A 13,258-nucleotide genomic window follows, 5' to 3' on the forward strand; every position below is an offset into this window, starting at 1 on the left:
CCTTCTGCCCTCCACCGTCCCCGCCCGAAAGGACCCCCGTGGCCACCGCATTCGAATCCGCCGCCCCCGCGACACCGGGCGGGCGCGTCTTCCCTCCCGGCTTCCTGTGGGGAACCGCGACCGCGGCCTATCAGATCGAGGGCGCCGCGGCGGAGGACGGGCGGACGCCGTCCATCTGGGACACGTACTCCCGCACCCCGGGCAAGGTGCACAACGGGGACACCGGCGACGTTGCCACCGACCACTACCACCGCTGGCGGGAGGACATCGCGATCATGGCCGACCTCGGGGTCGGCGCGTACCGCTTCTCGCTGTCCTGGTCCCGGCTCCAGCCCGGCGGCCGGGGCTCCGCCACCGGAGCCGGCCTGGACTTCTACCGCCGGCTCGCCGACGCGCTGCTGGAGAAGGGCATCACGCCGGTGGCGACTCTTTACCACTGGGACCTGCCGCAGGAACTGGAGGACGCCGGCGGCTGGCCGGAGCGGGAGACCGCGGCGCGGTTCGCCGACTACGCGACTCTGGCCGCCCGCGCCCTGGGCGACCGCGTCGGCACCTGGATCACCCTCAACGAGCCCTGGTGCAGCGCCTTCCTCGGCTACGGCTCCGGCGTGCACGCGCCCGGCCGCACCGACCCGGTCGACGCGCTGCGTGCCGCGCACCACCTCAATCTGGGCCACGGCCTGGCGACCCAGGCGCTGCGCGCCGAACTCCCCGCCGGATCACGGGTGTCGGTCACGCTCAACTTCCACCACACGCGGGCGCTGACCGACAGCCCGGCCGACCGTGACGCCGCCCGGCGCATCGACGGCCTGGCCAACCGGCTGTTCACCGGGCCGCTGCTGCACGGCTCCTACCCGGCGGACACGCTCGCCGACACGGCACCGCTCACCGACTGGTCGTTCGTGCGCGACGGCGACGCCGCCGCCATCCACCAGCCGCTGGACTTTCTCGGCGTCAATTACTACACGCCGACCCTTGTCGCCGCCTCCGGCACCGCCGCCCCGCAGGGCGCCGACGGGCACCGGCCGAGCACGCACAGTGCCTGGCCGGGCGCCGAGGACGTCGCCTTCCACCGGGCGCCGGGACCGACCACCGCGATGGGCTGGGCGGTCGACCCGAGTGGACTGTACGACCTCCTGCTGCGGCTGCGGCAGGACCTGCCCCGCCTGCCTCTGATGATCACGGAGAACGGCGCGGCGTTCGACGACTACGCGGGCCCGGACGGCGCGGTCCACGACCCGGATCGCATCGCCTACCTGCACGGCCACCTCGCCGCCGTACACGCGGCGGTCGAGGCCGGGGTAGACGTCCGCGGTTATTTTCTGTGGTCACTGCTGGACAACTTCGAATGGGGCTACGGCTACAGCAAGCGCTTCGGCGCCGTCCACGTCGACTACCCGACCGGACGCCGCACGCCCAAGTCCAGCGCCCACTGGTACGCCCGGATCGCCCGCACCGGCACCCTGCCCCCGGAGGACACCTCGGGCACCGCCTGACCTGTGCTGGCTGAGCGACTCCGGACTTGTCCGCCCGGCGGTGGCCAAGGCCCGCCGTCCCGGGCTGCCGCTCCGAGGCCGGGGAAAGCCCGGCCGGGCGAACCGTCGCCGAAGTCGGTCCGCCGGCTCATCGAGTCCGTCAACGACACGCTCAAGGGACAGCTCGGGCTGGGGCAGCACGGCGGGCGGGCATACGAAGGCGTCGCTGTCCGCGTCGCCCAGCGCGTCCTGGTGATGGCCGCCGCCATCCGGCACGACCACCACACCGGCACACCCATCGCCAGGTCGCTGACCGCCTTCGATCACCGATCACATCGGACTTACTCGTCTGCTAGACGTTGACGCCGTAGTCGGTGGCGATGCCGGCGAGACCGGAGGCGTAGCCCTGGCCGACGGCGCGGAACTTCCAGTCGCCGCCGTGCCGGTACAGCTCGCCGAAGATCATCGCGGTCTCGGTCGCGGCGTCCTCGCTGAGGTCGTAGCGGGCCAGCTCCGCGCCGCCGTCCTGGTTGACGACGCGGATGAACGCGTTGCTGACCTGGCCGAAGCTCTGGCCGCGGTTGGCCGCGTCGTGGATCGACACGGGGAAGACGATGGTCTGGATCTCGGCGGGCACCGCCGCCAGGTTCACCTTGATCACCTCGTCGTCGCCCTCGCCCTCACCGGTGAGATTGTCCCCGGTGTGCTCCACGGAACCGTCCGGGCTGGTGAGGTTGTTGTAGAAGACGAAGTGCTGGTCGGAGACGACCTTGCCGGCGCCGGTGCACAGCAGGGCGCTGGCGTCCAGGTCGTAGTCGGCACCGGTCGTCGTCCGCACGTCCCAGCCGAGGCCCACCAGGACGGCGGTGAGCCCGGGGGCTTCCTTGGTGAGCGAGACGTTGCCGCCCTTGGACAGGCTTACGCCCATGATCTCCTCCTTCTGTGGCGCGGCGTGAATTTACAACACTGTAGAAGATGGCGGAACCGGATCATGCAGCCGGTGCCGGTCCGACCAGCGAGGTCAGCACGTCCTCCATTGTGACGAAGCCGAGAACCGTGCCCTTTCCGCCGGTGACGGCGGCCAGGTGCGTGCCGTCCGCGCGCATGGCGGTGAGGGTGTCGTCGAGCGGGGTGTCGATCTCCACACGGGTGACCGCGTGCAGTGCGGAGCGGGGGAACGGCTTGGTGCGCTCGGTGAGTCCGAGGCCGTCCTTGATGTGCAGGTAGCCGAGCACCGTGTCCCCCGGGCCTATGACGGGGAGCCGCGAGTAGCCGGCCGAGGTCGCGATGCGCTCCAGGCCCGCCGGGGTGATGCGGTGGTCCACGGTCGTCATCTGGCCGAGCGGGACGAGGATTTCGCCCACCGGCCGGGTGCCCATCTCCAGGGCGTCGCGCAGCCGCTCGCCGTCCGCGGGCTCCAGCAGGCCCGCCTGGCTCGAGTCGGTGACGAGCCGGGCGAGTTCGTCGTCGGTGAAGACGGCCGCCACCTCGTCCTTCGGTTCGACCTTCAGCAGCCGCAGCAGCATGTTCGCGAACGCGTTGATGCCGAAGATGACCGGCCGCAGGGCCCGGGTCAGGGCGACGAGCGGCGGCCCGAGCAGCAGGGCGCTGCGGGCTGGGGCGGCGAGCGCGATGTTCTTGGGGACCATTTCGCCGACGAGCATGTGCAGGTAGGTGGCGGCGGACAGGGCGATCAGGAACGCGATCGGGTGCACGAGCCCGTGCGGGACGTGCACCGCCTCGAAGACGGGCTCCAGCAGATGCGCGATGGCCGGCTCCGCCACCGCGCCGAGGACCAGCGAGGAGACGGTGATGCCCAGTTGCGCGGTCGCCATCATCGCGGACAGGTGCTCCAGGCCCCACAGCGTGGTACGGGCGCGCTTGTCGCCCGCCTGGGCGCGCGGCTCGATCTGGCTGCGCCGCACGGAGATGAGCGCGAACTCGGCGCCGACGAAGAAGGCGTTGGTCACCAGGGTGAGGGCGCCGATGACCAGTTGCAGCGTGGTCATCGGGCGTCCTCTTTCTCCTTGGCCGCCGCGGGCGCGGTGATCGCCACGCGGTCGGCGCGGTGGTGATCGATGTCCAGGACGGTCAGCTCCCAGCCGTCGATCCTGAGGGTGTCGCCGCGGGCGGGGATGCGGGCGAGGTGGGTGGCGAGCAGCCCGGCGAGCGTTTCGTAGGGCCCGTCAGGGGCGCTCAGGCCGATGTCGGCGAGCTGGTCGAGGCGCATGCCGCCGTCGGCCTCCCAGCCGGGCCTGCCGTCGGCGGTCGGCGGTGCGGGCAGCAGGTCGGGGACCTCAAGAGGGTCGTGCTCGTCGCGGACCTCGCCGACGACCTCCTCGACGATGTCCTCCACCGTGGCGACGCCCGCGGTGCCGCCGTACTCGTCGATGATCACCGCCATCGTCCTGGTGGCGCGCAGCCGGTCGAGCAGCCGGTCCACGGGGAGGCTGTCGGGTACGAGCAGCGGTGTGGACAGCAGGTCGGTGACCGGGGTGCCGAGCCGGGCGGCGGGTTCGAGGGCCAGCACGTCGCGGATGTGGACCGTTCCGATGACCTCGTCGAGGGTGTCGCGGTAGACGGGGAAGCGGGAAAGGCCCGTGGCGTGGGTGAGGTTCGCCGCGTCCGCGGCGGTGGCGTGCGCCTCCAGGGCGAGCACGTCCACGCGCGGGGTCATCACGTTCTCCGCGGTCAGGTCGCCGAGGTGCAGCGTGCGCACGAACAGCTCGGCCGAGTCGGCTTCCAGGGCGCCCTCGGCGGCCGAGTGCCGTGCGAGGGCCACCAGCTCCTCGGGGGAACGGGCCGAGGCCAGCTCCTCGGTGGGTTCGAGGCCGAGGCCGCGCACCAGGCGGTTCGCCGTGTTGTTCAGGTGCCGGATCAGCGGCCCGAAGACGGCCGTGAAGCCGCGCTGCGGGCCGGCCACGACCTTGGCGACGGCCAGCGGGCGGGAGATCGCCCAGTTCTTCGGGACCAGTTCGCCGATCACCATGAGCACGACCGTCGAGATCGCCACCCCCAGCAGGGTGGCGACGGAGGAGGCCGCGCCGCCGAGTCCCGCGTCCCGCAGCGGCCCGCGGAGCAGGGCGGCGAGCGAGGGCTCGGCGAGCATGCCGATGACCAGGGACGTCACCGTGATGCCGAGCTGGGCGCCGGAGAGTTGGAGCGTGAGCCGCCGTACGGCCCGCAGCGCGCCGTCGGCCCCGCGTTCGCCGGACTCGGCCGCGCGCTCCAGCTCGCCGCGCTCGACGGTGGTCAGGGAGAACTCGGCCGCGACGAAGATTGCGCAGGCGAGGGTGAGAGCCAGGGCGAGCAGGAGCAGCAGCAGTTCGGTCACCGTGCCACCCCCCAGCCCTGGCTCACTCGTGTGCGGCGGGGAACGGCACGGCTGGTACTGGGAGGTTCACCCATGGCGGGTTCGCTGCTCCTTCTCGACTGATGGGCTCATCTGGTCTGGCGTCGGTGGGCGGTGGGCCCGCCCTCCAGCGTAAAGGGCATATCAAGCCCCTTCACCGGTGCACCCTATGCTTCTACACGACTGTAGAAAGTTCGATACCGCAACGAGGACACCTGGAGTACTCATGGCCCTGTGGGACCGTGTGAAGGAATCCGCCCAGTCGATGCAGTCGCAGCTGACGGCGAAGAAGAACGACCTGAAGAGCGGCGCGTTCCGCGACGCGAGCATGGCGATGTGCGCGCTGGTCGCGGCCGCGGACGGCGAGGTGGACGCGGCCGAACGGCGCCGCGTCGCGCAGCTGATCGCCGGGAACGAGGTGCTGAGCAATTTCCCGGCCGAGGACCTCCAGCGCCGGTTCAACGAGTATCTGGACAAGCTCGCGGCCGACTTCGACTTCGGCAAGGTCGGGGTGCTCCAGGAGGTCGCGAAGGCCAAGAAGAAGCCGGCGGAGGCGCGGGCCGTCATCCAGATCGGCGTGGTGATCGGCGGCGCGGACGGCAATTTCGACGATGCGGAACAGTCGGTCGTGCGGGAGGCGTGCTTCGCCCTGGGGCTGCCGCCGCAGGAGTTCGACCTCTGAGCCCGTGGTCCGGCGCCCGGCGCCCGGCGGGAGCCGGTCCCGCCGGGCGCCGGGACGGGGGCCGGCCGCCCGGGCCGAACGAACCGGTTCGTATAGGTTGGGCGGCATGGACAGGGCACAGGCCAGCAGGCGTCGGCTCCTGGACGCCGCCGCTGCCGAATTCGCCGCCCACGGCATCGCCGGCGCGCGCGTCGACCGCATCTCCGCCGACGCGAAGGTCAGCAAGGCGCAGATGTACGCCTACTACGGCAGCAAGGAGAGCCTGTTCGACGCCGTCCTGGCCGACCAGGTCGCAGCCGTCCTCGACGCCGCCCCGCTCACCGCCGAGGATTTGCCCGGCTACGCCGTCCGCCTCTACGACGCCTACCTCGCCCGCCCCCGCCTCGTCCGCCTGGCCACCTGGGCACGTCTGGAACGCACCCCCGCCGGCCACCTCTTCGGCGAGGCCGGCGAGCTCCCCAAGATCCGGGCCATCTCCGAAGCCCAGGAAGCCGGGCACATCAACCCCGCCCTGTCCCCCGCCGACGTGCACTCCATGGTCATCGCCCTGGCCATGACCTGGTCACCGGCCAGCATCACCTGCACCGCGACGGCGGCCGACCCCGACGCCGACCACCAGCGCCGCCGCACGAGCCTCGCCACCGCCGTCCGGCACGCCTTCGCCCCGTGAGACCCCGGCGGCGGGATCACAGCGGCGTGGCCGCCTTCAGGACGAAGAAGAGGGTGACCGCCGCATTCGCGGAGGACAGGGCGGAGACCGTCGCGCCCGCCGCCGCGGTCCACGCGGCGAGGCCGACGGCCGTGAACGCCGGGGGCCAGTGGCGCGGCGCCGGGGCCGGGCCGAGAAGCGCGGCGACGCGGCGCGGCACAGGCCCCGGCGCGGCCGCGCCCGCCAGCGTCGCGGCCGGCGCGCCGCGGGAGGCGAGCGCCGCGTGCGCGATCGCGCGCGCCACCGCGCGCCGGTCGCCGACCGCGCGCGCCGCCTCCTCGTCCGCCCACCGCTCCGCGACGTAGGCCACGGCCGTGGCCAGCGGCAGCAGGAACGGGTTGGCCCGCGCCGCGAGCTGCACCACCAGCAGGCAGCGGTGGTGCCGGGCCGCCAGGTGGGCCCGTTCGTGCGCGAAGAGCGCCCGGCGCTCCGCCGGGGCGAGCCGCGCCAGCAGGCCGCGGGAGACCACGATGCGGCCCGGGCGGCCGGGCAGGGCCCAGGCGTAGGGCTCGGAGTCGGGCAGCACCGCGACGGGGCCGCCCGGGAGACCGGCGAGCGCCCGCCGTGCGGCACGGCGCACCCGCACGTGCCGCACCAGGGTGCGCCCGCAGGCGAGGAGCACCAGGATCAGCGCCGGAATGGCGGCCCGGCCCGCGATCTCCTCGAACGGAACGGCCCGGCGCACCTCGGGGTCGGACCAGCCGTCGGGCAGGGGGTTGCCCGGCAGCTGGGCGGTGCCCACCACCATCACCAGGGCCAGGCACAGGGTGCTGCACACCGCGAGGACGCCCGCCACCGTCGTCAGCAGCCGGGTGGCGGCCCGCGGGTGCAGCCGCTGCTCGGCCAGCCGCGCGACCGGCCAGGCGCTCAGCGGCAGCACCAGCGGCAGGAAGACGAAGACCCCCATGACGGCTCAGCCCTCCGGTTGCTCCGCCTCGCCGTGCGCGCCGGTCCCGGGCGGGCCGGCGTCGTCCAGCTCGTTGAGCAGGCCGCGCAGCAGCCGCTCGTCGTCCGCCGAGAGCACCGTCACGAAGCTGGCCAGGACGGCCTTGCGGTCCGTCTCGCCGTCCAGGACCCGCCGCATCCGCAGCGCCGCGAGCCCCGCCTCGCCCGCGGCCGGGGTCCAGGCGAACGACCTGCCCGACTTCTCGCGCCGTACCGCGCCCTTCGCCAGCAGCCTGGTCAGCGTCGTGACGACGGTGGTGTACGCCAGGTCGCCGCCGATCCGTTCGCGCACCCAGGCCGCGCTCACCGGTCCAGGCGCGGCGCCGAGTGCGGCGAGCACCTGCGCCTCCAGCTCGCCCTGGCCGCGGCGCCGGGGGCGCGCGTGCCGGTCCTTCACCCCGCCTCCCTCACGACGACTCGCCCCGCGGCCGTCGGCGGGAGCGCTTCATGATAGGCGCCTTCCGCCGAAGGCCACGGGGCGTGCCCGCGAAGGTCAGGCCGCCACGGCCACCGGGGCCCCGGCGGGCGTGAGGGCCAGATCGAGCACCTGCCGCACGTCGGCGACGGGGTGCACGTCCAGCGTGGCCAGCACTTCCTCCGGCACATCGTCCAGGTCCGGCTCGTTCCGCTTGGGGATGATCACGACTGTCAGCCCCGCCCGGTGGGCGGCGAGCAGCTTCTGCTTCACGCCACCGATGGGCAGCACCCGCCCGGTCAGGGAGACCTCGCCCGTCATCGCCACGTCGGGCCGCACCTGCCGCCCGCTGAGCAGCGAGGCCAGTGCGGTCGTCATGGTGATGCCGGCGCTCGGCCCGTCCTTGGGCACCGCGCCCGCCGGAACGTGCAGGTGGATGCCGCGCTCCTTGAGGTCGCCGACCGGCAGCTCCAGCTCCGCGCCGCGCGAGCGCAGGTAGGACAGCGCGATCTGGCCGGACTCCTTCATCACGTCGCCGAGCTGCCCGGTCAGGGTCAGCCCCGCGCCGCCGGTCTCCGGGTCGGCCAGGGACGCCTCGATGTACAGCACGTCGCCGCCGGTGCCGGTGACGGCGAGGCCGGTGGCCACGCCGGGCACCGCGGTGCGCCGTTCGGCCGGCTCCTGTGCCGCCTCCGGGGTGTGGTGCGGTCGGCCGATCAGCCCGCGCAGGTCCGCCTCGGTGACGGTGCACGGCAGGGCCAGCTCGCCCAGCTCGGCGCGGGCCGCGACCTTGCGCAGCAGCCGGGCGACGGTGCGTTCCAGGCTGCGGACGCCGGCTTCCCTGGTGTACTCGCCGGCCAGCTTGCGCAGGACGGCGTCCTGAACCGTCACCTCGTCGGGGCGCAGGCCGGTGCGCTCGATCTGCCGCGGCAGCAGGTGGTCGCGCGCGATGGTGACCTTCTCGTCCTCGGTGTAGCCGTCGAGGCGCACCAGGTCCATCCGGTCGAGCAGCGGCTGCGGGATGGCCTCCAGGACGTTGGCCGTGGCCAGGAACACCACGTCCGACAGGTCCAGCTCGACCTCCAGGTAGTGGTCGCGGAACGTGTGGTTCTGCGCGGGGTCGAGCACTTCGAGGAGGGCGGCGGACGGGTCGCCCCGGTAGTCGCTGCCGACCTTGTCGATCTCGTCGAGCAGGACGACCGGGTTCATCGAACCGGCCTCCTTGATCGCCCGGACGATACGTCCTGGCAGCGCGCCGACGTAGGTGCGCCGGTGGCCGCGGATCTCCGCCTCGTCGCGGACGCCGCCGAGCGCCACCCGCACGAACTTGCGGCCCATCGCGCGGGCCACGCTCTCGCCAAGGCTCGTCTTGCCGACGCCCGGCGGGCCGACGAGGGCCAGCACGGCCCCGCCGCGGCGCCCGCCGATGACGCCGAGGCCGCGGTCGCCGCGGCGCTTGCGCACGGCCAGGTACTCGGTGATCCGCTCCTTGACGTCGTCCAGGCCCGCGTGGTCGGCGTCGAGGACCGCCTTGGCACCCGGGATGTCGTAGGCGTCCTCGGTACGGGTCTGCCAGGGCAGGTCGAGCACGGTGTCGAGCCAGGTGCGGATCCAGCTGCCCTCGGGGCTCGCGTCCGAGGACCGCTCCAGCTTGTCGACCTCCTTGAGGGCGGCCTCGCGCACCTTCTGCGGCAGGTCGGCGGCCTCGACGCGGGCCCGGTAGTCCTCGCCCTCGTCGGCCGCGTCGCCGTTCAGCTCGGCCAGCTCCTTGCGCACGGCCTCCAGCTGGCGGCGCAGCAGAAACTCGCGCTGCTGCTTGTCGACGCCGTCCTGCACGTCCTTGGCGATCGACTCGGCCACGTCCTGCTCGGCCAGGTGCTCGCTCAGCAGGCTGACGGCCAGCTTCAGGCGTTCCACCGGGTCGGTGGTGCGCAGCAGCGTGACGCGCTGCTCGGTGCCGAGGAACGGCAGGTAGCCCGCATTGTCCGCGAGCAGCCCGATGTCCTCGATCTGCTGCACCCGGTCCACGACCTGCCAGGCGCCGCGCTTGCGGAGCCAGTTGGTGGTGAGTGCCTTGTATTCCTTGGCCAGCTCGGCGACGGCACCGGGCAGGGGGCTCGGCACGGTCTCCTCGACCGCCGTGCCCTCGACCCACAGCGCGGCGCCGGGACCCGTGGTCCCCGAACCGATGCGGACGCGGCGCACGCCGCGGACCAGCGCGCCCGGGTCGCCGTCGGCCAGCCGGCCGACCTGCTCGACCCGGCCGAGCACACCGATGTCGGCGTAACGGCCGTCCACGCGCGGCACGAGCAGCAGCCGCGGCTTCTCCCCGCCGGGCGCGGCGACCTGCGCGGCCTCGACCGCGGCGCGCACCTCGGCGTCGGACAGCTCCAGGGGCACCACCATCCCTGGCAGTACCACCTCGTCATCGAGCGGCAGCACCGGCAGGGTGAGTACATCGAACGTCGAAGTCATGACCTCTCCCTCGGCAAGCAAATTGAGCTATGTCGGCTCAATGCCGAGGGCGGGCCGGATGTTCCCCACGGCCCACGGTGTTCGCTGTGGGCGATATGCCCGCCGCCCGGGGCGGCGTCAGGTCTCGCGCCTGATGCGGTTCAGGAAGTCGCGGGTCTCGGCCGGCGGGTGGGCCTCGACGACCAGGCGGTTCATCATGTGCCGGTACTGCTCGATCTCGCACGGCTTGTCCGGGTAGACGCCGCCGGTGAGCTGCTCCAGGTAGACCACGTCGGGCAGCTCGCCGCCCGGCGGGCGCAACACGGTCACCGGGCCCGCTATGGCGGCGTGCCCGCCAGCGGTGAACGGCACCACCTGGATGGTGACGTGCGGCAGCACCGAGACCTCGATCAGGTGGTCGAGCTGGCGCCGCATCAGCGCGGAGTCGCCCATCGAACGCCGCAGCGCGGCCTCGTCGATGACGACCCACAGGTGCGGCGGGCTGGCCCGGTGCAGGATCTGCTGGCGCGCCATGCGCAGCTCGACACGGCGCTCGATCCGCTCCTCGGTGTCCTCGGGCCCGAGCAGCACCACGGCGCGGGCGTACTCCTCGGTCTGCAACAGCCCCGGGACGAATTGGAGTTCGTAGGCGCGGATGACCACGGCCGTCTGCTCAAGGCCGAGGTAGACGTTCAGCCAGGAGGGCACCACGTCGTAGTAGATGTGCCACCAGCCCGGCGCGTTCGACTGCCGGGCCAGCGCGAGCAGGGTGTCGGTCTCGGCCTCGTCCGTGACGCCGTACAGGGCGAGCAGGTCCGCCACGTCGCGCGCCTTGAAGCCGGTCCTGCCCATCTCCAGGCGGCTGATCTTGGAGTGCGAGGCCCTGATCCGCGTGCCGGCGTCCGCGCCGGTGATCCCGCGCGCCTCCCGCAGCTGCCGCAGGCGCGCCCCGAGAACCATGCGGGGCACGGTCGGTCCCGTCTGCTGGTAGTCAACGGTACGAGCGGTACTGCGCTCGCCGACGGACCCCTCGTGCTTCAACACGCCCATGCCCGCTCCCATCGCAGAGGCCGCGAACGCCCAACTGTACTAAGGTTCCCCGCTCGATCAGATAGGGCGGTCGCGGGCTTTTGTCCACTGCGGCGGACACGGCCTGTCCTCAAGGAAGCTACCACCAGCCGCTGTCCGGGCCGTTCGGGCAGGTAGAACGTCCTCGTGCTCGCCTCCGGCGCCCCCGGCTCAGGGGCGGTCGGTGCCGCCGTCGGGGGCGGCGGGGGCCAGGCCCGTCCGGTAGGCGATGACGACGAGTTGCGCCCGGTCGCGGGCCTCCAGCTTCGTCATGGCGCGCTGGACGTGGGCGCGGACGGTGAAGGGGCTGAGGAACATCCGCTCGGCGATCTCCTGGTTGGACAGGCCGGTCGCGACCAGAGCCACCATCTCGCGTTCGCGCGGGGTGAGCACGGCGAGCCGCTCGGGCTGGTGCGACGGGGCGTCGTCCGGTGTGGCCAGGAAACGGGCGACCAGGGAGCGGGTCGCGGCGGGGGACAGCAGCGTGTCGCCGCCTGCGATCGTGCGCACGGCGTTCAGCAGGTCCTCGGCCCCGATGCCCTTGCCGATGAACCCGCCGGCCCCCGCGCGCAGCGCCTGGGCGACGTACTCGTCGGTCTCGTACGTGGTGAGGATCAGGATGCGGCTGGCCCGCAGTTCCGGGTCCGCGCAGATCTCCGACGTGGCGGTGAGACCGTCCACCTCCGGCATCCTGATGTCCATGATCACCACGTCCGGGCGCAGCTCCCGGGTGAGTCTCACCGCCTCCCTGCCGTCGGCGGCCTCGCCGACCACGGTGATGTCGTCGGCGGTGTCGAGAAGCATCCGGAAGGCATCGCGCAGCAGAGCCTGATCGTCGGCGAGCAGCACCCGGAGCGTCACGTCGCATCCCCGGCCTCTGGGCCGGCCACTCGCCCCTCGGCGGCCGTTGCTCCGCCGTTCCGCCGCGCCGTGTCCTTGGCGGGCGGCAGGGGCAGCTCGGTGGAGACGAGGAAGCCGCCCTCCGGGCGCCTGCCCGCGGAGAGGTGCCCCCCGACCGCGGTGGCACGTTCACGCATCCCGATCAGACCGTAACCGGGCGGACGGTCCTGCACCGTGGACGCACTCGGTCCCGTGGCCGCGGTCGGCGCCGTACGGGTGCCCCCTCCGTCGTCGGCGACGGTGATGGTCACGCGATCGCGGTTCCAGGAGAGGCCCACCCGGGCGCTGCCGGCACCGGCGTGTTTGGTCACGTTGGTCAGGGCCTCCTGGACGATGCGGTAGGCGGTGAGGTCCACTCCCGGCGGCAGCGGCCTGGCCGTGCCCTCCTGGTGCACCGACACCTCAAGTCCCGCGCGGCGGAAGGATTCGAGGAGCGTGGGGAGCCGGGACAGTCCGGGCGCCGGTTCCGCGGGCGTGGCCGCGTCCCCGGACTGGCGCAGCAGACCGACCGTGGCCCGCAGGTCGTCGAGCGCGTCGCCGGTGGTCTCGACGAGCTGCTTCAGGCTCTTGCGGGTCTGCTCGGGGCGGGCGTCGAAGAGGTGGGCGGCGACCGTGGCCTGCGCGTTGGCCAGGGTGATCTGATGGGCCACGAGATCGTGCAGCTCCCGGGCGATGCGCACCCGTTCCTCGGCCACTCTCCGGCGCGCCTCGCTCTCCCGGCTCTTCTCGGCCCGCCGGGCCCGCTCCTCCACGGCCGCCAGGTAGGCCCGCCGGTTCTGCACCGAGTGCCCGAGTACGCCGGCCACCAGCGGGAACGCCGCCACCGCTCCCATCCTGCTCGCGTCCTTCCACGAAAGGGCCCCGAACACGGGGGTGAAGGCGACCAGCAGCGCCGCGGAGGTGAGCGCCACCGCGCTCACCGCGTGCCGTTCGGTGCGCACGGTGAGCGAGTAGGCGGTGATCACGGCGGGGGCCACGATGAGCGGGCTCAGCAGGAGACCGAGGAGCGGCACCAGCATGCCGCTCGCGGTCGTGGCCGCCATGGCCGCCAGGGGCGCCCGGTGCCGCACCGGCAGCACGGCACAGGACACCACGGCGATGAAGTAGGCGGCGGCCGACGGCGGTGACAGCGTGCTGCCGTCGTCCTGCACCACGCCGCCGAGCAGACAGAGCACGAACGCCGTGGCCGTGATCGCCCCCTCCCGCCACCATGTGCGGCGTGATCGCGGACCACGGCCATCCGTGTTCGTCATGGCGG

Annotated in this window: 12 protein-coding genes; 3 read left to right on the forward strand and 9 right to left on the reverse strand. The window is 73.0% G+C overall.

Features of this window, described 5'->3' with window-relative positions:
- Positions 1–38 precede the first annotated feature (38 nt).
- Positions 39–1,496 carry a GH1 family beta-glucosidase gene (locus STBA_RS06555; protein ID WP_077058336.1) on the forward strand — a complete coding sequence of 486 codons (1,458 nt, stop codon included), beginning with the start codon at positions 39–41 and terminating at the stop codon, positions 1,494–1,496.
- Positions 1,497–1,827: 331 nt separating this feature from the next.
- On the opposite strand, the gene STBA_RS06565 is transcribed toward STBA_RS06555, so the two are convergent.
- The 3 genes from STBA_RS06565 to STBA_RS06575 all read right to left on the reverse strand — a co-directional run bounded on the left by STBA_RS06565 (position 1,828) and on the right by STBA_RS06575 (position 4,809).
- A complete protein-coding gene (locus STBA_RS06565; RefSeq protein WP_077058337.1) occupies positions 1,828–2,403 on the reverse strand; it encodes a TerD family protein in 576 nt (191 codons plus the stop codon).
- A gap of 61 nt (positions 2,404–2,464) precedes the next feature.
- Positions 2,465–3,484: a hemolysin family protein gene (locus STBA_RS06570; protein ID WP_077058338.1), complete on the reverse strand. Its 1,020-nt coding sequence runs from the start codon at positions 3,482–3,484 to the stop codon at positions 2,465–2,467.
- The gene (locus tag STBA_RS06575) at positions 3,481–4,809 is read right to left on the reverse strand and encodes a hemolysin family protein (RefSeq protein WP_077058339.1); all 1,329 of its coding nucleotides are present in this window, start codon (positions 4,807–4,809) and stop codon (positions 3,481–3,483) included. Before STBA_RS06575 ends, STBA_RS06570 begins: the two co-directional genes overlap by 4 nt.
- Before the next feature lie 244 nt (positions 4,810–5,053).
- Here STBA_RS06575 and STBA_RS06580 point away from each other — a divergent pair, with 244 nt between their 5' ends.
- Together STBA_RS06580 and STBA_RS06585 are read left to right on the forward strand one after the other, a co-directional pair.
- The gene (locus STBA_RS06580; protein ID WP_077058340.1) at positions 5,054–5,509 is read left to right on the forward strand and encodes a TerB family tellurite resistance protein; all 456 of its coding nucleotides are present in this window, start codon (positions 5,054–5,056) and stop codon (positions 5,507–5,509) included.
- 106 nt (positions 5,510–5,615) lie between these two features.
- Positions 5,616–6,179, forward strand: a complete 564-nt coding sequence (locus STBA_RS06585; RefSeq protein WP_077058341.1) for a TetR family transcriptional regulator — start codon at positions 5,616–5,618, stop codon at positions 6,177–6,179.
- 16 nt (positions 6,180–6,195) lie between these two features.
- Here the strand turns inward: STBA_RS06585 and STBA_RS06590 are convergent, their stop codons facing one another.
- The 6 genes from STBA_RS06590 to STBA_RS06615 all read right to left on the reverse strand — a co-directional run bounded on the left by STBA_RS06590 (position 6,196) and on the right by STBA_RS06615 (position 13,253).
- A complete protein-coding gene (locus STBA_RS06590) occupies positions 6,196–7,125 on the reverse strand; it encodes a M56 family metallopeptidase (protein WP_077058342.1) in 930 nt (309 codons plus the stop codon).
- A gap of 6 nt (positions 7,126–7,131) precedes the next feature.
- Positions 7,132–7,560 carry a BlaI/MecI/CopY family transcriptional regulator gene (locus STBA_RS06595; RefSeq protein ID WP_077058343.1) on the reverse strand — a complete coding sequence of 143 codons (429 nt, stop codon included), beginning with the start codon at positions 7,558–7,560 and terminating at the stop codon, positions 7,132–7,134.
- A gap of 96 nt (positions 7,561–7,656) precedes the next feature.
- Complete coding sequence (lon, locus tag STBA_RS06600) at positions 7,657–10,053, reverse strand: endopeptidase La (protein ID WP_077058344.1); 2,397 nt, start codon at positions 10,051–10,053, stop codon at positions 7,657–7,659.
- 117 nt (positions 10,054–10,170) lie between these two features.
- Complete coding sequence (locus STBA_RS06605) at positions 10,171–11,082, reverse strand: helix-turn-helix transcriptional regulator (protein WP_079252359.1); 912 nt, start codon at positions 11,080–11,082, stop codon at positions 10,171–10,173.
- A gap of 189 nt (positions 11,083–11,271) precedes the next feature.
- Positions 11,272–11,961, reverse strand: a complete 690-nt coding sequence (locus tag STBA_RS06610; protein WP_077058345.1) for a response regulator transcription factor — start codon at positions 11,959–11,961, stop codon at positions 11,272–11,274.
- Positions 11,958–13,253: a sensor histidine kinase gene (locus STBA_RS06615; protein WP_077063146.1), complete on the reverse strand. Its 1,296-nt coding sequence runs from the start codon at positions 13,251–13,253 to the stop codon at positions 11,958–11,960. Before STBA_RS06615 ends, STBA_RS06610 begins: the two co-directional genes overlap by 4 nt.
- Positions 13,254–13,258 lie beyond the last annotated feature (5 nt).

This window comes from Streptomyces sp. MP131-18 (assembly GCF_001984575.1).
GTDB lineage: Bacteria > Actinomycetota > Actinomycetes > Streptomycetales > Streptomycetaceae > Streptomyces > Streptomyces johnsoniae.

Bases quoted from the DNA above. Each gene is read 5' to 3' on its own strand.
- STBA_RS06565 (WP_077058337.1), bottom strand. From the start codon at position 2,403: ATGGGCGTAAGCCTGTCCAAGGGCGGCAACGTCTCGCTCACCAAGGAA.
- STBA_RS06590 (WP_077058342.1), bottom strand. From the start codon at position 7,125: ATGGGGGTCTTCGTCTTCCTGCCGCTGGTGCTGCCGCTGAGCGCCTGG.
- STBA_RS06615 (WP_077063146.1), bottom strand. From the start codon at position 13,253: ATGACGAACACGGATGGCCGTGGTCCGCGATCACGCCGCACATGGTGG.
- STBA_RS06580 (WP_077058340.1), top strand. From the start codon at position 5,054: ATGGCCCTGTGGGACCGTGTGAAGGAATCCGCCCAGTCGATGCAGTCG.
- STBA_RS06570 (WP_077058338.1), bottom strand. From the start codon at position 3,484: ATGACCACGCTGCAACTGGTCATCGGCGCCCTCACCCTGGTGACCAAC.
- STBA_RS06605 (WP_079252359.1), bottom strand. From the start codon at position 11,082: ATGGGCGTGTTGAAGCACGAGGGGTCCGTCGGCGAGCGCAGTACCGCT.
- STBA_RS06585 (WP_077058341.1), top strand. From the start codon at position 5,616: ATGGACAGGGCACAGGCCAGCAGGCGTCGGCTCCTGGACGCCGCCGCT.
- lon (WP_077058344.1), bottom strand. From the start codon at position 10,053: ATGACTTCGACGTTCGATGTACTCACCCTGCCGGTGCTGCCGCTCGAT.